18 protein-coding genes are annotated in these 19,723 nt (G+C 32.3%); 7 read left to right on the top strand and 11 right to left on the bottom strand.

Annotated features, from left to right (window positions below):
- Nucleotides 1–18 precede the first annotated feature (18 nt).
- Nucleotides 19–957 (bottom strand): fatty acid desaturase, encoded by a 939-nt coding sequence (locus tag JJ842_05605; protein MBO6971387.1) that lies wholly within the window; start codon nucleotides 955–957, stop codon nucleotides 19–21.
- A gap of 75 nt (nucleotides 958–1,032) precedes the next feature.
- On the opposite strand from JJ842_05605, the gene JJ842_05610 reads away from it, so the two are divergent.
- From JJ842_05610 to JJ842_05630, 5 genes are all read left to right on the top strand, one after another.
- Nucleotides 1,033–1,731 (top strand): hypothetical protein, encoded by a 699-nt coding sequence (locus JJ842_05610; GenBank protein ID MBO6971388.1) that lies wholly within the window; start codon nucleotides 1,033–1,035, stop codon nucleotides 1,729–1,731.
- 18 nt (nucleotides 1,732–1,749) lie between these two features.
- Nucleotides 1,750–3,042 (top strand): aminotransferase class I/II-fold pyridoxal phosphate-dependent enzyme, encoded by a 1,293-nt coding sequence (locus JJ842_05615; GenBank protein MBO6971389.1) that lies wholly within the window; start codon nucleotides 1,750–1,752, stop codon nucleotides 3,040–3,042.
- 2 nt (nucleotides 3,043–3,044) lie between these two features.
- Nucleotides 3,045–3,434, top strand: a complete 390-nt coding sequence (gene gcvH, locus JJ842_05620) for a glycine cleavage system protein GcvH (protein ID MBO6971390.1) — start codon at nucleotides 3,045–3,047, stop codon at nucleotides 3,432–3,434.
- Nucleotides 3,435–3,479: 45 nt separating this feature from the next.
- Complete coding sequence (gcvP, locus tag JJ842_05625) at nucleotides 3,480–6,389, top strand: aminomethyl-transferring glycine dehydrogenase (protein MBO6971391.1); 2,910 nt, start codon at nucleotides 3,480–3,482, stop codon at nucleotides 6,387–6,389.
- A 129-nt stretch (nucleotides 6,390–6,518) separates the two neighbouring features.
- Nucleotides 6,519–6,767, top strand: a complete 249-nt coding sequence (locus JJ842_05630) for a hypothetical protein (protein MBO6971392.1) — start codon at nucleotides 6,519–6,521, stop codon at nucleotides 6,765–6,767.
- Between the two features lie 5 nt (nucleotides 6,768–6,772).
- On the opposite strand, the gene JJ842_05635 is transcribed toward JJ842_05630, so the two are convergent.
- The 6 genes from JJ842_05635 to rpmI all read right to left on the bottom strand — a co-directional run bounded on the left by JJ842_05635 (nucleotide 6,773) and on the right by rpmI (nucleotide 11,269).
- Nucleotides 6,773–7,912, bottom strand: coding sequence for a glycosyltransferase family 1 protein (locus JJ842_05635; protein ID MBO6971393.1), 1,140 nt, complete (start codon nucleotides 7,910–7,912; stop codon nucleotides 6,773–6,775).
- A 27-nt stretch (nucleotides 7,913–7,939) separates the two neighbouring features.
- Nucleotides 7,940–9,133 carry an NAD-dependent epimerase/dehydratase family protein gene (locus tag JJ842_05640; GenBank protein MBO6971394.1) on the bottom strand — a complete coding sequence of 398 codons (1,194 nt, stop codon included), beginning with the start codon at nucleotides 9,131–9,133 and terminating at the stop codon, nucleotides 7,940–7,942.
- Between the two features lie 171 nt (nucleotides 9,134–9,304).
- Nucleotides 9,305–10,099, bottom strand: coding sequence for a thiazole synthase (locus JJ842_05645; protein ID MBO6971395.1), 795 nt, complete (start codon nucleotides 10,097–10,099; stop codon nucleotides 9,305–9,307).
- A gap of 2 nt (nucleotides 10,100–10,101) precedes the next feature.
- Nucleotides 10,102–10,659 (bottom strand): tetratricopeptide repeat protein, encoded by a 558-nt coding sequence (locus JJ842_05650; GenBank protein ID MBO6971396.1) that lies wholly within the window; start codon nucleotides 10,657–10,659, stop codon nucleotides 10,102–10,104.
- A gap of 36 nt (nucleotides 10,660–10,695) precedes the next feature.
- Nucleotides 10,696–11,043 carry a 50S ribosomal protein L20 gene (gene rplT, locus JJ842_05655; protein MBO6971397.1) on the bottom strand — a complete coding sequence of 116 codons (348 nt, stop codon included), beginning with the start codon at nucleotides 11,041–11,043 and terminating at the stop codon, nucleotides 10,696–10,698.
- Between the two features lie 28 nt (nucleotides 11,044–11,071).
- Nucleotides 11,072–11,269, bottom strand: coding sequence for a 50S ribosomal protein L35 (gene rpmI, locus JJ842_05660; GenBank protein MBO6971398.1), 198 nt, complete (start codon nucleotides 11,267–11,269; stop codon nucleotides 11,072–11,074).
- Between the two features lie 91 nt (nucleotides 11,270–11,360).
- On the opposite strand from rpmI, the gene JJ842_05665 reads away from it, so the two are divergent.
- Both JJ842_05665 and JJ842_05670 read left to right on the top strand, forming a co-directional pair.
- Nucleotides 11,361–12,899, top strand: a complete 1,539-nt coding sequence (locus JJ842_05665) for a SpoIID/LytB domain-containing protein (GenBank protein ID MBO6971399.1) — start codon at nucleotides 11,361–11,363, stop codon at nucleotides 12,897–12,899.
- A 27-nt stretch (nucleotides 12,900–12,926) separates the two neighbouring features.
- Nucleotides 12,927–14,228 (top strand): glycosyltransferase family 2 protein, encoded by a 1,302-nt coding sequence (locus JJ842_05670; protein MBO6971400.1) that lies wholly within the window; start codon nucleotides 12,927–12,929, stop codon nucleotides 14,226–14,228.
- A gap of 1 nt (nucleotide 14,229) precedes the next feature.
- Here JJ842_05670 and JJ842_05675 read toward each other — a convergent pair whose 3' ends face one another.
- The 4 genes from JJ842_05675 to JJ842_05690 form a co-directional block, all read right to left on the bottom strand.
- On the bottom strand, nucleotides 14,230–15,993 hold the full coding sequence (locus JJ842_05675; GenBank protein MBO6971401.1) for a DNA polymerase III subunit gamma/tau: 1,764 nt from the start codon (nucleotides 15,991–15,993) through the stop codon (nucleotides 14,230–14,232).
- 57 nt (nucleotides 15,994–16,050) lie between these two features.
- Complete coding sequence (gene clpX / locus JJ842_05680; protein ID MBO6971402.1) at nucleotides 16,051–17,418, bottom strand: ATP-dependent protease ATP-binding subunit ClpX; 1,368 nt, start codon at nucleotides 17,416–17,418, stop codon at nucleotides 16,051–16,053.
- Nucleotides 17,419–17,522: 104 nt separating this feature from the next.
- Nucleotides 17,523–18,170, bottom strand: a complete 648-nt coding sequence (gene clpP / locus JJ842_05685) for an ATP-dependent Clp endopeptidase proteolytic subunit ClpP (GenBank protein ID MBO6971403.1) — start codon at nucleotides 18,168–18,170, stop codon at nucleotides 17,523–17,525.
- A 62-nt stretch (nucleotides 18,171–18,232) separates the two neighbouring features.
- Complete coding sequence (locus JJ842_05690) at nucleotides 18,233–19,666, bottom strand: trigger factor (GenBank protein ID MBO6971404.1); 1,434 nt, start codon at nucleotides 19,664–19,666, stop codon at nucleotides 18,233–18,235.
- Nucleotides 19,667–19,723: the final 57 nt, after the last annotated feature.

Consider the following 19,723-nt stretch of genomic DNA (forward strand, 5'->3'; position numbering starts at 1 on the left):
AAATATTGAACAATATAATTAATAATAAGACCTAGAGGGTAACTTTACTTTTTTTGCAAGACCAAATTTTGCAAGAATCTTAATATGTTCCCATGTTATATCTATCTGACCCCTAAATAATCCTTGTTTTGCCGAATTAGGGAATGCATGATGATTATTATGCCAACCTTCTCCAAATGTTAATGCAGCAACCCACGCATTATTTTTAGATGAATCACCACTTTCAAATGGTGCTTTACCCCAACAATGCGTCGCGGAGTTTACTAGCCAAGTTACGTGATAAACAACTACAAGCCTCAATGGAATTCCCCAAAGGACTAAAGCCCATCCTCCAACTCCTAATTTTTGACCTATTGCGAACAAAGAAAGTCCAATAGGAATTTGTAAGAATAAAAAATATTTATTTAGAAATCTATAATATGGATCCTTGATTAAATCTGCACTTAGTTTTGGAACAGCTTTTAGTGCTTCAACGTCTTTAAACATCCAACCCATATGACTCCACCAAAACCCTTTTTTACTATTGTGATGGTCTACTTCAGTATCTGAAAAAGAGTGGTGATGCCTATGTAAACCTACCCAATCTATTGGTCCATGCTGGCAACTTATAGCTCCACAGGTAGCAAAAAATCTTTCTAACCACCTTGGAACAATGAACGATCTGTGAGATAACAATCTGTGATATCCAAGAGTGACTCCTAAACAAGCAGTTACCCAGTAAAGAAATAATAATGAAGTGACTGCAGGAAGACTCCAAAATTTTGGTTGTATAGCTAAAAGAGAAAGGATATGAATTGCAATCATGAAAACTATTGTTCCCCAAGTTTTATGTAATCTTGGAGGATATCTTTTTGAATGGCTGGAAGGTTCCAGTAATTTTTCTGAGAGTTCTATAACTTTTTCAGCTGGGACAGGTTTTTTTAATTTTGCTGTTTCTTGGAAAATTACTGAGTTCATGATATTGAAATACTATTTTCAAAATTACCGATATGTAATATTATCATACTATATTATTGATAAGTTTAATTATCTGTGAGTCTCGGATATCGCGATAAATTATCTAGAGGTCGAAGGGCTATGGCTCATTTGATACACCTCTGGCATGAGAGAAATGGATGGTCTCACAGAGTTTTGCCATTACTTTCTGAAGTTCTTGATTTAGGTAAAGTTCATAATTCGCAAATTTCTAATCTCAGGAATGGGAAATTATCTTCACCAGGTCCTGAAGTTTTTCTTGCTTTAGCCCAAGTTAATATGATTCTTGATCAAGGTATAGAAAAAATCAGGGATCGTTTTGAAAGTGATTACCCAGAGTTATGGAAATCTTTGGAAGAGTCTGCATTACCCCTAAAAAATGATTCTGGTAATCCATTATCGGCCGGGGAGTTATTCGAGATATTTTCAGGATTAAAATCTCTACCTTCATCTTTTGACTGGTACATAGAAGATGAAGAAGCTTCTGCTTTAAGTGATGCTCTTTCAGTGCATTTTTGTCAGAATAAGGCTTGGAGATCATGTAAAATTCAGGTAATGGAAGCCTATGCTGTCAATAAATCTGCCCGTAGAGAACGTTTTGCTGAGGTAATTGCAGGAATTAGAGATTATACGGCAGAAGAATTAGACGGAGAACTACTTGATTTATATGAGGCTTCAAAAAAACTTACTTATTTTCAGGGTAGGGGACCTAATGCTTTCCTAGCAGAATTAAGAAATTTAGCTTCTGAAAAATAACATGAATTTTCATAATAAATGACTCTTGACAATAACCTAAAACTGGCTGAAAACGCTATTCTTTCTGTCGAAGAGAGTTTAAGTAAAGTTTTCCAAGAAAGGTCCAATCAGGTTTTCAGGAAATTAGAAAATATTTTGACAATTTTTAAGGAAGAAAAAGTTTCTACTAGTCATTTCAACCAATCTTCTGGTAGTGGTCATGATGATATATCCAGGGAAAAAATTGATGCGGTTTTTGCAAGATTGTTTCTTGCTGAAAAGGCAGCTGTGAGGATGCAATTTGTAAGTGGAACCCATGCAATAAGTTCTGTCTTATTCGGAATTCTTAGGCCTGGAGATGTAATGTTATCTCTTACAGGACAACCATACGATACGTTAGAAGAAGTGATAGGAATAAGGGGAGGAGGTAAAGGCTCACTTAAAGATTTTGAGATTGAGTATAAGCAAATAAATATCTGTGAAAATTTTGATTCTTTTGAAGAAAAAATTTTTCATTCTTTTCAAGAAAATTCATACAAATTAGTATTTATCCAAAAAAGTTGTGGATACAGTTGGAGAAAATCTCTTACGAATCATCAGATAGAGAAAATTTGTAGTCTGATTCACTCTCTTGATCCTAATTGTATATGTTTTGTTGATAACTGTTATGGGGAGCTTGTTGAAGATAGTGAACCAATTTCTAAAGGGGCAAATATAATTGCTGGATCATTGATTAAAAATTTGGGAGGGACAATCGTTCCTACTGGTGGGTATGTTGCAGGAGATGCAGAGTTGGTTGAGATGGCATGTTCTAGATTAACCTCACCAGGTATTGGCTCATCTGCAGGAATAAATTTTGGACTAGGAAGATTAATTTTGCAGGGTTTGTTTTTAGCACCACAAATTGTTAGCGAATCACTTAAAGGTGCTGATTTGGTTGCAGCAGTTTTTAAAAATTTGGGATTTAAGGTTTTGCCAGAGCCAGCAACTTATAGATCTGATCTTATTCAGTCGGTAAGGTTGAATAATCCAGATTTGGTACAAAAAGTTTGTCAATCTTTTCAAAATTCTTCACCAGTAGATTCTTTTCTTAATGTTGTTCCTTCATCAATGGATGGATATGATTCAAAATTATTAATGGCAGGAGGTACCTTTATTGAAGGTAGTACAAGTGAATTTTCCGCCGATGCTCCTCTAAGAGATCCTTATAATATTTTTGTTCAAGGTGGTTCCCACATAGCTCACATCAAAATTGCACTAATTCAATTATTATCTGAACTATTAGAGGAAAAATTAATTTCAAAGGATTCTCTACTTTCTTTATCAACTTAATCATGTCTTACCAGTTTCCAGACAACTTAAACTATGCTGATACTCATGAGTATGTCTTGGAAGAAAATGGATTGTTAAAAATAGGAGTTAGTGAATTTGCTATAGATCAATTAGGTGATATCGTTTTTGTTGAGTTAGCTGATCAAGGGAAGACTTTAGAGAAAGGTGAGACTTTTGGAACAATAGAATCTGTTAAGGCCGTTGAGGAAGTCTACTTGCCTTTTTCAGGGGAAATAGTATCAGTAAATGAAAGTGTTATTGATAACCCTGAGCTTTTACAGAATGATCCGATTGGAGAAGGTTGGTTAGTTATTCTGAAACCAGAATCAGAAGTGTCAATCGCTGATTTGATGACTTCTGAGGAATATCAATCAAAGGTTGTACCAAAATAAGACAAACCTTTTAAAAAGAGCTATTTTAAAGAAAAATATTTTAATATGACATCCAAATTTGGGTCTGATTTTTTTATAGATAGGCATCTGGGGTTAGGAGATAATGATGAGAAAAGTATGCTTAATAAGCTTGGTTTTAGTAATATTGATCAATTTATAAACCAAGTTATTCCTAAAGATATTCAACTTAAAGATAAATCTTCAGCAATATTGCCCCAAGGTTGCTCAGAAATAGAGGCTTTAAATGAATTAGAAGAGATTGCGAAGAAAAATACTAAAATGAGATCACTAATAGGCCTTGGTTATTATGACAATCACATGCCTAAAGTAATCCAAAGACATGTTCTCGAAAATCCGAGGTGGTACACGTCTTATACTCCATATCAAGCAGAAATTGCACAAGGAAGATTAGAAGCTCTATTTAATTTTCAGACTATTGTTTGTGAACTAACAGGATTTCCTGTCGCTAATGCATCTTTATTAGATGAAGGCACTGCTGCTGCAGAAGCAATGGCAATGAGTTTTGCTGCAAGAAAAAATAAATCTTCAAAAGTGTACTTAGTGGAATCAAATGTTTTTGATCATACTTTTAATGTTCTACAAACCAGAGCAAAACCTTTGGGAATATCTTTGAGACGCTTTACTCAAAGCAATCTTCCTAATCATGATGATGTTTTTGGAATTTTGTTGCAATTACCCGGTAAAAATGGGCAATTATTTGATCCCACATTCTTAATATCCCAAGCACATAGATCAGAAATTATTGTAACTGCAGCTATTGATCCACTGGCTCAAGTTTTAATTAAACCAATTTCTGAATTTGGTGTTGATGTAGCAGTGGGTAGTATGCAAAGATTTGGCATTCCAATGGGTTTTGGTGGCCCCCATGCAGCATATTTTGCCTGTAGCGAAAAATATAAAAGGCTGATACCTGGAAGAATTGTTGGGCAAACTCTCTCTAAAAATGGTGAAAAGTCACTAAGACTAGCACTGCAAACAAGAGAGCAACATATTAGAAGGGAAAAGGCCACTAGTAATATTTGTACTGCTCAATCGTTGTTAGCCATAATTTCTTCTTTTTATGCTATATATCATGGACCCTCTGGTTTAATGCAAATTGCTAAGAGATTAGTGGGGTTGAGACTAAATTTAGAATCATGTTTAGCTGATTTAGGTTTTGATATTCCTAATGGTACTAGATTTGATAGTGTTGATGTTTATTCTGAGTACTCCCAGAGGATCCATCATGAAGCTTTAAAAAATGGGTATAACTTAAGAATTTTGCCTTTGGGATCAACTATTGAAAATTCAACTGGATTTGGGATCTCTTTAGATGAGCTCAGTAATGAAAAAGAAATCAAAGATATTTTGACTTTCATAGCAAACCTTATAGAAAAAAAGGAAGATTTAGAGCATATAAAATTTGATAAAAGTTTTCAGCTTGAAAGTATAGCTTTGAGATCCAGTGAATGGATGCAGCAAGATATATTCACAAATTACCAAAGTGAAACCGAATTAATGAGATATATATTCCGGCTTGCTGAAAAAGATTTTTCTCTAGTCGATGGAATGATGCCATTAGGAAGCTGTACTATGAAGTTGAATTCTGCAGCAGAGCTCAATCCAGTCTCTTGGGCTAATTTATCTTCTATTCATCCTTTTTCTCCACCAGATCAAACTAAGGGCTATTCAAAAATAATATCTGACCTAGAAAAATGGATAAGCGATATAGTTGGTTTAAAGTCAGTTTCTTTTCAACCAAATGCAGGTTCTCAGGGAGAGTTTGCAGGATTATTAGCAATAAATTCTTATTTTGAATCAAAAGGTGAATTTTCAAGAAAAAAATGTTTAATTCCTAAAAGTGCTCATGGAACAAATCCTGCTAGTGCAGTCATGGCAGGATTTGATGTTTTAACGGTTGAATGTGATGACGAAGGAAATATTGATTTTCAAGATTTATCGTTTAAGGTCAAGAAATTTGATAATCAAATAGGAGCCCTCATGTTGACGTACCCTTCTACTCATGGAGTTTTTGAATTGCAAATCAGAAAGATATGCGACTTAATTCACTCTGTTGGTGGATTTGTTTATTTAGACGGAGCAAATTTGAACGCTCAGGTTGGATTATGCAAACCCGGTCACTATGGTGTTGATGTTTGTCATTTGAATTTACATAAAACATTCTGCATTCCACATGGAGGAGGTGGCCCTGGAGTAGGGCCAGTTGCTGCATCAGAAACTTTAAGTCCATTTCTCCCTACTCATTCTTTAAAGGATAATAATTTATCTAATAGTTTCAATTATGTATCTTCTGCCAAGCATGGGAGTGCAAGTATTCTCCCAATAAGTTGGATGTATATAAAAATGGCTGGTCTTAGTGGTTTGAGGAAAGCAACTGCGCATGCAATTTTATCTGCAAATTATATTGCTCATTCTTTAAAGCATAAATTCAAGATTCTTTATAAAGGGAAAAATAATTTTGTCGCACATGAATGTATTTTAGATTTTAGAGATTTAAAATCCAAAACTGGTTTGAGTGTTAATGATTTAGCTAAACGATTAATAGATTATAGTTTTCACGCCCCAACTATAAGTTGGCCTGTTCAAGAGACAATAATGATAGAGCCTACTGAAAGTGAAAGTTTGGCTGAATTGAATAGATTTTGTGAGGCTATGCTTTTGATTGGGGAAGAAATCAGCGAAATAGAAAATAATATTGAATTAAATAATAATAATGTAATAAGTAATGCTCCCCATACGCTGAAAGAGTTAATTGCTGAAAATTGGAATTATCCTTATTCAAAAGAAAAAGCCTCTTTTCCTTATAAAACTCCAACAACTATTAAGTTTTGGTCTTCAGTTTCTAGAATTAATAATGCTTATGGCGATCGCAATTTAATTTGTTCTTGCAATGTAAATCAAGGAGAGACTCTAGAAGAAAAAAAATGTGCTTAAAGGACTAGCGTCCTTGTGTTTACTTGGTTATTATCAATGTGAATAAAAATTTAATATTTTCTTATAGAATTTATTTAAATTTTTTTATTAAAATATTCGAGCATCAAATTTTTTGGGGTATTTGAAGCTATGACCAAAGATTTTAAATCTGGTAATGTTACTCACCTGCCAGTTAAAAATGTAAATTTACCAAGTTTTGTCCATAATTCTTCAGGAGATAACTCAAACATTTGTTCCATTGAGGGAACTAATGTTATAAGAGTACCTTTTGGTAAAAAATTCTCAAAGAAAAAAAGGCCTGAAAAGAGTCAAAATATTGCTACTCTAATACTTCCTTTAACCTCGTGTAGTAATCCTACGCCTCCACACGTAGCATAACTAGATTATGTTTTATCTATTTCTTTGAGAGTATCTGAATAATATTTTTGTAGTTGTAAAGTTGCTTGATTCCAATCCCATTTTTCCGCTTCGTTTCGTGCCTCTTTCCTCATAATTTCCCTTTTATTTTCATTCTCTAGAATTTTTTTTGTTGCTTCAATCAAACTTTGTTTTCCATTATCTTTTTCATCAGGATCATATAAGCAACCATTTATCCCATCGCTTATTATGTCTGGAATTCCTCCCTTATTGGCTCCGATAACTGGACATCCAGCTGCCATTGCCTCTAGTAAAACTAACCCAAGTGTTTCTGTACTAGAGGGAAACAAAAATATATCTCCAGAGGCATAGGCGCTTGCGAGTTCATCGCCGGATAAATATCCTATGAAATTTGTTTTCGTATTTTCGAAGATTTTTTCAAGCTGGTTTCTATATGGTCCGTCACCTACAAGTGCTAGGCAAGCATTAGGAATACTTTCTAAGACTGGTTTAATTCTCTCAATTTGTTTTTCTGCTGATAATCTTCCTACATAAATCAATAGGTAATTAGCGTCGTTATATTCCCCAAATAATTTTTTTCTCATTTTCTCACTTCTCAAATCTGGTCTGAAACTGTAAGTATCAACTCCTCTTTGCCATAGGGCAGTCCTTAGAATACCTTTATCTTTTAACTCATTTACCATGGCGGTGGAAGTACATAAATTTAACAAGGCTTGATTATGTGCTGCTTTAAGTAATTCCCACAAAAGTGGCTCTAACATACCCATACCGTAATGTTCCAGATATTTCGGAAGGTGAGTATGGTAGCTGGCAATTAAAGGAATGTTATTAGTTTTCGCTAACCATATGCCCCCTAAGCCAAGTACAGCTGGATTAACAACATGTATCAAATCTGGGTTAAATTTTTCTAACTTATCTGAGACTGCAGGACCTGGTAAACCGAGCTTTAACTCTGGGTATAAGGGCAATGGCATTGCAGCAACGCCAACTACAGTTGCTCCCATATATGATTCTGGACACCCCTCTGGACAAAAAATTATAACTTCATCACCATTTTTTATTAAAAATTCAATCGTTTTAGTCAGTCTTGTGACTATGCCATCAACTTTAGGTAAAAAAGTTTCAGTAAACAATGCAATTTTCACTTTTTTAAGGTAGATATTTCAGAAATTTTAATTAGTCTTTATAGCCTCAGCTTGTTTTTTAGTCCAAGATGAAACACAAGGTATGCGCTTAAGATCGCATCTGTTGGAGTATTTTTTAGCAACTTCAACAACTTCTTCTAATAAGCCATTATCAAGAGTCGTTGGGTTTAAACCTAATTCTATAAAGCATTTATTATCAACAATTAGATCATTTTCTACTGCTTCATTCCTTGGATTTGGTAAATAATTGATATTAGCTCCCGTTAAAGAAGCAACTTTTTTAGCTAGTTCTCCAACTTGATGACTCTCAGTCATTTGATTAAAGATTTTGACTCTCTCTCCAGGTTTTGGAGGATTTTCAAGAGCAAGTTGTACACATTTTACAGAGTCTTTTATATGTATAAATGCTCTTGTTTGCCCTCCTGTCCCGTGAACACTTAATGGATACCCAATTGCAGCTTGCATAAGGAATCTGTTTAGAACAGTTCCATAGTCCCCGTCATAGTCAAATCGGTTTGTCAATCTCGGATCTTTTAAAGTTGCTTCTGTATTTGTTCCCCAAACAATGCCTTGATGAAGATCAGTAATCCTTACAAGATCATTTTTGTTGTAGTAAAGAAATAATAATTGATCTAAAGTTTTAGTCATATGGTAAACACTACCTGGACTTGCAGGGTGTAATATTTCTTCTTCAAAGCGGCTTCCATCTGGTTGTGGAACTTCAACTTTTAGATAACCTTCTGGAATTGTTGCACCTCTATGTGATCCATATCCGTAAACTCCCATTGTTCCTAAATGAACAACATGAATATCTAAATTACTCTCTACTATTGCAGCAAGAAGGTTGTGGGTGCCATTAACATTATTATCTACTGTATATCTTTTAGTAAAACTCGATTTCATTGAGTAAGGCGCTGCTCTTTGTTCTGCAAAATGGATCACGGAATCTGGTTTTTCATCAATGAGCAAATTGAGTAATTTTTGATATTGTTTAGATATATCCATATTAATAAATCTCATAGGCTTACCCCCAATCTCTTCCCATGCAGAAAGTCGTTCGGTTATAGAAGCAATTGGAGTTAAAGACTCTACCTCTAGATCAATATCAATTTTTCTACGACTTAAATTGTCGACAATAATTACATCATGATTTTGTTCTGCTAAATTCACCGCACAAGGCCAACCGCAAAAACCATCTCCACCTAAAACAATAACTTTCACTCAGAACTCCAGAATTAATAGATTCGTAATATATTTATTAAATTACTACAGTGTGCTTCCAATTTGCGAAAAAACATTGTAAATAGTTTCAAATCTTCTTTCTTAAATCAGATAAATCAAATCAAATAATAAATTTTCACTGAATTTTAAAACTTTGCTTAATTAAAATAACTATAAAGATATATTTTTTTCCGGTGAACTTGCTACCGCAAAGTCTTGTTTTTTAATTCTTCCTGCAAGAAAAGCTTGCCTGCCAGCTTTAACTCCATAATTTATCGCTTGAGCCATTAGAGGAGGATTTTCAGCTTGTGCTATTGCACTATTGATTAAGACACCATCAGCTCCAAGTTCCATAGCTTGAGAAGCTTCACTTGGAACCCCAATTCCTGCGTCAATTATTACTGGTACTTTTGCATTCTCAATAATTATACCTATATTTGATGAATTTAATAAACCTTGCCCAGAGCCAATTGGTGATCCTAAAGGCATTACAGTTGAACAACCTATTTCTTCTAGTCTTTTTGCAAGAATAGGATCTGCATTGATATAAGGAAGTACAGCAAAACCTTTTTTTATTAAAATTTCGGCTGCTTTAAGGGTTTCTATTGGATCTGGTAGCAAGTACTTTTTGTCAGGAATAACTTCTAACTTCACAAAATTATTTTCCTCTTGACCAGACAATTTTGCAAGTTCTCTGCCCAAAATTGCTATTCTGACTGCCTCATCGGAATTAACGCAACCAGCTGTGTTAGGAAGCATCCAGTATTTTTTCCAGTTTATCTTCTCGAGTAAATTTTCTCCGGTTTGATCATTTTGAATTCTTCTAACAGCGACGGTTATAATTTCAGTTTCAGAATTTGACAAACTTTCTACCATATCTTGAGTAGATTTGTATTTACCTGTACCCACCATTAATCTACTGGAAAATTGTTTTCCTCCAATTAGTAAAGATGAATAATTTTTCATATTTAGAATCCCTTATCTTTGATACCTTTATAAGGTTTGTAATTAATTCTTTTTTCTAACTCTTTACTTTTTTTTATTGCCGTTTTGTTTTTTGGATCTATCACTAAAACCTTCTGATATGTTGCATATGCTAAGTCATACTCAAGTAAACGCTGTTGTGCTGATGCGAGGTTATTTAGGGCTATAGGATATTCTGGAAGTGATTTGATTGCAGATTTATAGTATTTAATTGCTATTTTAAATTCATTTTGAGCAGCATAAGAAAATCCTAAAGCGTTATTTATTATCGCTTTAGCTTCATCAGGTTCATTTTCATAATGTTCAATTGCTTTTAAAAAAGTTTTAATTGCTTCAGGATATAATCTTTTTTTTATCTGAATAGACCCAAATTCATATAATTCTGTAGCTTTAGTGAGAGAATCTAAACCTATTTGCTCGAACTTTACTAAATTTAATTCTTCACTTCTTGTTTTTAGAAATTGCCTGAATACAAAAATGGAAATTATTATTAGTACAACAAAAAGAATTATTAAATAGGATTGAAAGGAAGAAATTTCCATTATTTATAATTACTTTTTAAATTATATTCTTTTTTTTTAATTACTAACTGAAGAAACAATTTTTTCAAAACACTTAGGGTCGTTCAATGCTAATTGAGCAAGCATTTTTCTGTTAATAATAATTTCTGAGTTTTTCATCCCATTTATTAACTTGCTGTAGTTTGTTCCATTTATTCTGGCAGATGCGTTAATTCTAGAAATCCAAAGTCTCCTAAAATCTCTTTTTCTTCTTCTTCTGTCTCTGTAAGCATTACAAAGAGCTTTCATCACTCTTTGATTTGCGGTTCTGAAAAGATTTTTGTTACCACCTCTGAAACCTTTTGCAAGATTTAAGATTTTGTTTCTTCTTTTTCTGGCTATGTTGCCTCTTTTTACGCGTGCCATGAATATCTAATAAAAATTGGTTAAAGATTTATGCGTATGGAATCATTAATCTTACATTATCAGCATCTCTTTCATCAACTACAGCTTTTGTTGATAGATGTCTTTTTAATTTTGAACTTTTATGATCAAGTAAATGATTATGGAAAGCTCTTCTTCTCATAAATTTACCCGTCGCAGTAGCTTTAAATCTTTTGGCAGCTGATTTACGAGTTTTTAGTTTAGACATTTAAGTCAAATATGTTTAATTAGGATAATCTAAACCTTAATACGCATTGGTGCAAATTAAAGTTTTTAATTGATAAGGAAATTTCTAACTTATGAAACTTAAATTTGCACTTTTAAACCTATTTTTAGCTTGTATTTCTCTTTGTATAACTAATATTAAATTTACTTCTAATTTAAAAGCAGAAGAATTACTAAAGGTTGAACTCAATAGAGAAATTAAAAAAGGAAAATTTTTAATTGGTTTAAAGCAATATTTAGGCGGGGAAAATGATAGTTTTTCAAAAAAAAGGAATATAACCTTTATAACGGATAAAGGTTTTTTAAATCTGATATCGTCTAACGGCATTAAACATAAATCAAAACAGATTAATATTTCCTGGGTGGATATACCCATCAAAAATCCAAAAAAAATTGAAAGAGTTGTTTTTGGTCCTTTTGCTAGCTATGAATCAGCAAAAAAACAGGCAAAAAAACTTCAAGATAAAGGATATGAGACGACTATTGCTTACCCTAAAAATTGGGAAGTATGGATTCCACTTGAAGATGATCTACCAGAGTTTGAATTAAAAAATAAGATTTTCAGAAAAATAAAAAACTTTCAAATTACTCCTGTTCTTAGAAGTGAACATAATGTTATTAAACTCGAAGGACCTGTATATATTTATGCTGAAGAAGAAATAAAAATAAATGGTGTCAATTTTGGCAAAAATTTTTATTTTTTAAAAGATTCTTATGGAACTTGGACATTAGTTCAAAAAATTGAGTTTGACGATTATTTGGCAGGTGTTTTGCCATACGAAATTGGACCGAATTCTCCTTTGGAAGCACTCAAGGCTCAAGCAGTTATAGCAAGAACTTGGGGAATTTTTAATTCTGATAGATTTAATATGGATAAATATCATTTATGTATAAGTACTCAGTGTCAAGTTTATAAACCTTCTAAAATTAAAAATAAAAAAGTACAAAAAGCAATAGAAGCAACTTCAAATTTAATTCTCACGTATAGAAATCAACCAGTAAATGCTTTTTACCATGGTTCTAATGGTGGCGTATCTGCTAGTGCAGGAGAGTCTTGGCAAATCCAAGATTATTCTTATTTCGAATCAATCATTGATGGTTCTAAATCAATCAATAAAAATTTTAAACTTCCAATTACAAATGAATCTGATTTAAATAATTTTTTAGATTTTGACATAGAACAGTTTTATGGGAGTAATCATTCTCTTTTTCGATGGAATAAGAAAATTTCTAGTCTTGAAATTAAAGAAAAGTTAATTAAAAACAAACTTATAAATATTAATGAAGATGTTTTGGATTTAAATTCTATTGAACGTGGGTCTAGTGGCAGAGTGACAAAATTGGAAATACAAACGGACAAAGGTAATAAATCTATTGTTCTTATTAAAGATGATATTCGACGGGTATTAAATTTTTTACCTAGTAATTTGTTTACTATTAATAAATTAAATGATGATTTATGGCATTTGAGAGGAGGAGGCTTCGGTCATGGTGTAGGTTTATCTCAGTCAGGAGCAATTGAAATGGCTAAATTAGGATTCTCTTATGAACAAATATTGAATCATTACTATCGAGATGTAAAACTGAAAAAATTTGAGATATTGTCTCAATGAAAGTTAAGTAATTAAAAATTTACTTTTATGAGCAAGGGTTTTTATAAAAATCGAAGACCGAAGTCGTTTATATTTCTTAGTGTTTGTTTTTTAGTAGCTTTTATTCCTCATGCTTACAACATCGAAAATTTCTTTAATATTATATTGATTCTTTCTTTTGTGATTGTTTTTTACGGTTTAATAATTATTTCTAGTAATTTCAAAAGGAACAACGTTTTAAATACTGTAAACAGCAGAATTAGCAATAAAGAGTTACCTGTGCTTGATATTTTAGTCGCGGCTAGAGATGAGGAGAATGTTATAGCAAGATTAGTTGAAAGATTATTTAGTTTAGATTATCCAACAAATAAATTAAATATTTATATAATCGATGATGGCAGTTCTGATAAGACGCCTTTAATTTTAGATCGATTATCTAGACAATATGACAAGTTAAAAGTCGTAAGTCGTTCTCCAAATGCAGGAGGAGGAAAGTCAGGAGCTTTGAATTATGCCTTGAAGTTTACTCATGGGGAATGGTTATTAGTTTTGGATGCTGATGCTGAATTAAAAAAAGATTCTTTGATAAGGTTATTTAGTTTTGTAGAAGAGGGTAATTGGTCTGCAGTTCAACTAAGAAAATCAGTAACAAATGTAAGTAAGAATTTTTTAACTTCCTGTCAGTCAATGGAAATGGCTATGGACGCAATCTTTCAATGTGGAAGATTATCAGTTGCTGGAGTTTCTGAATTAAGGGGAAATGGTCAATTAATTAAGAAAGAAACATTATTGGCATGTGGTTCATTTAATGAAGATACAGTTACAGATGATCTTGATTTGAGTTTAAGATTATTACTATCAAAATCTAGAATTGGAATCTTATGGGATCCTCCAGTCATGGAGGAAGCAGTTGAGAATTTAAATGCTTTGTTAGCGCAAAGACAAAGATGGGCAGAGGGGGGTTTGCAAAGATTCTTTGATTATGGAGATCAATTGTTTACTAAAAAAATTGATTATTTCCAGAAATTTGATTTAACTTACTTTTTTATATTGCAATATGCTCTACCAATCATTTCTATTTTTGATTTAGTTTTCAGTATTGCCTTATTAGATTCACCAATTTACTGGCCGATTTCATTAACAGCTTTTACGTTATCTGGAATTGCTTTTTGGTACGGGTCTTCTTGTAAAAGCGAAGTACCTGTATTGCAAAAAAGCAACTTTTTGATGGTATTTTTATCGCTTTTTTATTTATCACATTGGTTTTTAGTAATTCCTTGGGTAACACTAAAGATGTCTATTTTTCCCAAAAAGATACTCTGGCGAAAAACTCTTCATACTGGAGTTTAATTTATTCATCAAGATCTATAATTTCTCCATTAAAAAAATTTGCTAAGTTTTTTGAACTATCATCATAAGTTTCCTCATTAGATATTTTTGTTGAAGAATTACTTTTTGGTTCTATTTTTTTTATTGGTTGAAAATTATTTGTTTCATTTTGGTTTATTTTTGGAGTGATTGTTGGGTTACTTTTATTTAATTGCTTGGTTGAAAAATTTAGTATTATTCGATCTCCAAATATCTTTTTTACAGTATTTTCAATTATAACTTTTCTGCTTTTTATCATATTTTCCCAGTTCGGAGATAATGCAATTGTGATTTTTTCCGAATCAAAACTTTCAAGTTCAGCTTGTTGTGAAAGTAACATTCTTGTCGATGGTAACTCTACTTTAGAAAGAATTAATTCCCATTTATCTTTTAAATCATTTGATCCAGGATTATTTTGATTATTGTCAGAAATATTTTCTATACTTTCTTTTCCAAGAACTTCAAATTTTTCTAATTTTTCATCTTTTTTTTCTATTAATTCCTCGCGACTTATCTCTTTTTTGATACTTGGTTTTTCAATTTCATTAGAAATATTTGCTTTATTAAAAAATGCAATGTTTTTTCTACTCTCATGATTCTCCTCAGACGTATTATTTTTAATTTCTTGCTTATTTGCAAAACTTTTTATATCTTGACTACCTAGAAGGCCAGTTAAGTGTATTTCAAGCCAAAGCCTTGGATTATCGCTTGATTTGATTTGATATTCAATATTTCTCAGATTATTATGCCAATTAATTATTGTTGATTTATTTATTTTGTTTGAGATTTGATCTAATTCATCTCGAAATTCATCAGACGTATAATAAAGATCTGAATATTTATTATTTGTAGTGTGTAATAGTAGATCTCTTGTTATATTTAATAATCCGGTGATTATTTGAAGAGGTTCGTTTCCGGCATCATATAATTTGTTGCAGGTGATAATTAATGACTCTGGATTATTCTCAACCAATGATTTAATCAGATTTGTTAATTCACTTTCTGATACTTCTCCTAGAAGGTTTTGGATATTATTAATTGTTATCCCTTCTGGTAAAAGATTCAACTGTTCAAGGAGGCTTTGTGCATCTCTCATTCCTCCATTAGATCTTTTTGCAATCATTTTTAAGGCTTGAACTTCGTACTCAATGGATTCTTTTTCGGCGATTTCTGATAAATGTTGAAAAATATCACTGGGGCTTATTCTTCTAAAATCAAACTTTTGGCATCTACTTTGTATTGTATTTAATACTCGCTCAGGATTCGTTGTCGCAAGGATAAATACTACTCTTGAGGGCGGTTCTTCAATAGTTTTTAGTAAAGCATTTGAAGCTGCAGTTGAAAGCATATGACATTCATCAATTACATATACTTTCCATCTCGCTTGTGTAGGAGCAAATCTCGCTCTTTCTATAATTTCTCTTATATTTTCTACTCCTGTGTTTGATGCTGCATCAATCTCGATAATATCCAGAGCGCTCCCATCTGTAATTTGTCTACATAAGTCACATTTATCACAAGGAGTTATCGTAGGTTGGTCGAATGCCTGGCAATTTAGAGATTTTGCAAATATTCTTGCACTTGATGTTTTTCCAGTGCCTCTTGGGCCATTAAAAAGATATGCAGAAGCAATTTTTTTTGTTAATAGTGCTTGTTTGAGTGTAATGGATATAAATTTTTGCCCAACCAGTTCGTCTAAGTTGTTTGGTCTATATTTTTGATGAAAAGGCTTATGTATATTTTGCATTTATTTTTCATTAATTAGAAAAATTCGGGATTCAATTAAAAAAATTAAACTCTAATTTTATGCAGACTCTTTAATAATTCTTTTTGATCCTGAAGGTAGTTTAACAATTTTAGACGAGAACAAATTATCTACCATTTTTTTCGTAATTGTGAATTCTTTTATATTTTCTTCAGAAGGCAAAGTGTACATTATGTCTAGCATTAGCTCTTCAATTATTGATCTTAATGCTCTTGCACCTGTTTTTCTTTTATATGCTTCATTTGCTATCGCTTCAACAGAATCAGGCTCAAATGATAATTCAACATTATCCATACTGAGCAACGTTTTGAATTGCTTTACTAATGCATCTCTTGGTTGAGTCAAAATAGATTCTAAAGTTTCTTTAGTAAGACGATCTAGTACAGCACAAACCGGAATTCTTCCAATAAATTCTGGAATTAGGCCATATTTCACTAAGTCATCTAATTCTAAATTTTTTAGGGAATCTCTTGGATCTACTATTTTTTTTGTATCAACTTTGTTTTGATCTGAATTGGTGGTAAATCCTATAGAGTGTTTACCCATACGCTTTTGAACGATATCCTCTAAACCTATAAAAGCCCCCCCGCAAATAAATAATATTTGACTTGTATCAATTTGGATGCAGTCATGATAAGGATGTTTTCTTCCGCCTTGTGGTGGCACATTAGCAATTGTTCCTTCAAGCATTTTTAATAATGCTTGCTGAACTCCTTCACCAGAGACATCTCTAGTAATTGAAGGATTCTCGCTTTTTCTTGCAATTTTATCTATTTCATCAATATAAATAATTCCTTTTTGAGCTAGTTCTACATTCATTTCTGATTTCTGTAGAAGTCTTAAAAGTATGTTTTCAACATCCTCCCCAACATATCCAGCTTCTGTCAAAGTCGTAGCATCAGCTACTGCAAAAGGAACATCCAGAAACTCTGCTAAAGTTTGTGCCAATAATGTTTTTCCACTTCCAGTAGGGCCTATGAGTAAAATATTTGATTTTTGTAATTTAGTTGCTTGTGAATCTGTTACATTGTTTTTTTTACTATCTTCTTTAACTTTCCAAGCTAATCGCTTGTAGTGATTGTATACGGCTACTGATAATATTTTTTTTGCAGATTCCTGTCCAACAACTTGATTATCTAGAAAACTTTTAATTTCTAATGGCTTAGGTATTGAGGTTAATTCTAAAGGAACAGATTTTTTTGGATTATCAGTTGGTAATTTCTTTTTTACTTGCGCAGAGTTGTTTGTGATCACTTGATTATCAAGTAGTTCTTCATCGAGAATTTCATTACAAAGATCTATGCACTCATCACAGATATAAACCCCAGGACCAGCTATAAGCTTTCTTACTTGGTCTTGTGATTTCCCGCAAAATGAACATTTAAGATGGGCGTCGAATTTAGCCATCGATTACAATTTTTAAAGTGAAAGGTGTTAAATATTCCCTATTCCCTAGGATTGCTTATAAATATCGATTCGTCATCATATTCTTAAAAAATAAGTATCCCTTGTCACTTTTTGATAACTTTATCAATTAATCCATATTCAATTGCTTCCGAGGGAGATAAAAAGTAATCTCTTTCTGTATCTTCATTAATTTTTTCTAAAGGTTGACCAGTATGTTCTGCTAAAAGCGAATTTAATGTTTTCTTGAGAAAAAGTATTTCTTTAGCTTGTATCTCAATCTCTACTGCTTGACCTTGAGCACCTCCCAGAGGTTGATGAATCATAATCCGAGAATTAGGTAAAGCCAATCTTTTCCCCTTTGCTCCTCCAGAAAGTAGAAATGCCCCCATACTTGCCGCTACTCCAAAGCATATTGTTACTACATCAGGGGATATTTGTTGCATAGTATCGTATATGGCCATTCCTGCAGTTACTGAGCCACCAGGAGAATTAATATATATTTGTATGTCTTTTTCGGGATCTTCCGCTTCAAGAAATAATAATTGTGCAACAAGTGAGTCAGATACTTGATCATTAATTCCAGTACCTAAAAAAATTATTCTCTCCCTCAATAGTCTTGAATATATATCAAAAGCTCTTTCTCCTCTTCCTGATTGTTCAATAACTGTAGGAACTGCAGCAATAGTTTTGTTATTACTTTCATAAGAACTTATGGAGCTTTGGATTAAATGTTTTTTTTCTGAGTTCACAATTTAGTTTTCGTCTTATAAATAATTTAAGGGGTTTTTGTTTAATTAGTAGGAAATTTCATAAATTATTTTTTTTCTTTTTTATTTTGAGTGTTTGTAATTTTTGTAGTTTTTGGCGTTTTTGTCGCGGTTTTTTTGGCTTTTGTTGTTTTGGAGGTTTTGGTAGCTTTAGAAGTTTTTGTAGTTTTTTCTTTTACTTCAGAATTATCTTCAAGCCAAATTATTAATTTTTCTTTGAGTAAATCGTTACTTACTACTTCTGTTAATTTTTTAATATCTATTTGTTTTGACGATTGAGAGATTGCATTTTCATAATCTTTCATTTTTAAATCAATTTCATCTTTCTCAACTTTTATGTTTTCTGTTTCAGCTAATGCTTTTAAAGCTAAATTTCTTTGAACATTTTTTTCAGCCTGAGGCCTTGTGGACTCTGCTAATGACTTTACTAACTCCGGAGTGAAAGTAGATTTAACATCAAGACCTTGTTGAGCAAATCTTTGAGCGGTTTGTTCAATATTATTTCTGACTTCTATATCAATCATAGATTTTGGAATTTCAGCAACCAATTCGTTTGTTAAGGCATTTAGTAAAGCTTCAATTTTGATATCTTTTTGAGTTTTTTCAAAATTCTCTTTAAGTTGCTTTTCAATGTCTTTCTTTAACTCTTTTAATGATTCTTTGTTGCCAGACTGTTTTGCAAAATCGTCATTAAGTTCAGGTAATTCCTTTTCCTTAAGATCCTTAAGATTTACTTCAAAAATTGCCTCTTTGCCTCTTGAATCTTCATGAGAATAATCTTCAGGAAATTTAAGGTTAAGTGTTTTGGTTTCACCAATTTTCATCTTTACGATTCCCTCAACGAAACCGGGAATCATCTTGTTCTTTTCTAACTCAAGGTCCATTGATTCACTTGTTCCACCATCTATTTCTTTATCAGAATCTTTATATTTTCCTTTAAAACTAACTACAGCAATATCTCCTAATTTTGCTGCTCTATTGGTAACTGGAACAATATTTGCAAACTGACTTCTAGATTTTTCTAGCGCTTCATCTATTGACTTAGGATCAAACTTTGTTTTTGAGATTTCAACACTTAATCCTTTGGATTTTTTTAGTTTTAATTCAGGGGCAACATCAGTTTGAAGAGTGACCTTAAGTGGTTTTTCAGGACTAAACTTTGCAAGCAAAGATTCAAATCCATCTACCAATTCTGGTTCACTTAGTGGCTCTATAGATTTTATTTTTAATGCTTCTTGCCATGATTTATCAATAATTTTTTCTAGAGCAGAAGCATGTAATTGTGTGATTCCAATTCTTTGGATTAAGACTTGTTTAGGAATTTTACCAAGTCTAAATCCCGGAATTTTAGCCGAACGACTAATAGAACTGATTGTCTCATTAATACATGTTTTGCATGTCTCAGATGGTATTTCTAATTCAAATGAGATTCTACTTTGAGGCAGAGGAGTTGTTTTGACTATTAATGCTTCTTTAGCCATTTTTTTATTTATTACTAAAAGCCGAATCTTAATTATTTCACATTATGTGATTTCCTT

This window comes from Prochlorococcus marinus CUG1433 (assembly GCA_017644425.1).
GTDB classification, from domain to species: Bacteria; Cyanobacteriota; Cyanobacteriia; order PCC-6307; family Cyanobiaceae; genus Prochlorococcus_A; species Prochlorococcus_A marinus_U.

Bases quoted from the DNA above. Each gene is read 5' to 3' on its own strand.
- JJ842_05605 (MBO6971387.1), bottom strand. From the start codon at position 957: ATGAACTCAGTAATTTTCCAAGAAACAGCAAAATTAAAAAAACCTGTC.
- JJ842_05615 (MBO6971389.1), top strand. From the start codon at position 1,750: ATGACTCTTGACAATAACCTAAAACTGGCTGAAAACGCTATTCTTTCT.
- gcvH (MBO6971390.1), top strand. From the start codon at position 3,045: ATGTCTTACCAGTTTCCAGACAACTTAAACTATGCTGATACTCATGAG.
- gcvP (MBO6971391.1), top strand. From the start codon at position 3,480: ATGACATCCAAATTTGGGTCTGATTTTTTTATAGATAGGCATCTGGGG.
- JJ842_05630 (MBO6971392.1), top strand. From the start codon at position 6,519: ATGACCAAAGATTTTAAATCTGGTAATGTTACTCACCTGCCAGTTAAA.
- JJ842_05645 (MBO6971395.1), bottom strand. From the start codon at position 10,099: ATGAAAAATTATTCATCTTTACTAATTGGAGGAAAACAATTTTCCAGT.
- JJ842_05650 (MBO6971396.1), bottom strand. From the start codon at position 10,659: ATGGAAATTTCTTCCTTTCAATCCTATTTAATAATTCTTTTTGTTGTA.
- rplT (MBO6971397.1), bottom strand. From the start codon at position 11,043: ATGGCACGCGTAAAAAGAGGCAACATAGCCAGAAAAAGAAGAAACAAA.
- rpmI (MBO6971398.1), bottom strand. From the start codon at position 11,269: ATGTCTAAACTAAAAACTCGTAAATCAGCTGCCAAAAGATTTAAAGCT.
- JJ842_05665 (MBO6971399.1), top strand. From the start codon at position 11,361: ATGAAACTTAAATTTGCACTTTTAAACCTATTTTTAGCTTGTATTTCT.
- JJ842_05670 (MBO6971400.1), top strand. From the start codon at position 12,927: ATGAGCAAGGGTTTTTATAAAAATCGAAGACCGAAGTCGTTTATATTT.
- JJ842_05675 (MBO6971401.1), bottom strand. From the start codon at position 15,993: ATGCAAAATATACATAAGCCTTTTCATCAAAAATATAGACCAAACAAC.
- clpX (MBO6971402.1), bottom strand. From the start codon at position 17,418: ATGGCTAAATTCGACGCCCATCTTAAATGTTCATTTTGCGGGAAATCA.
- JJ842_05690 (MBO6971404.1), bottom strand. From the start codon at position 19,666: ATGGCTAAAGAAGCATTAATAGTCAAAACAACTCCTCTGCCTCAAAGT.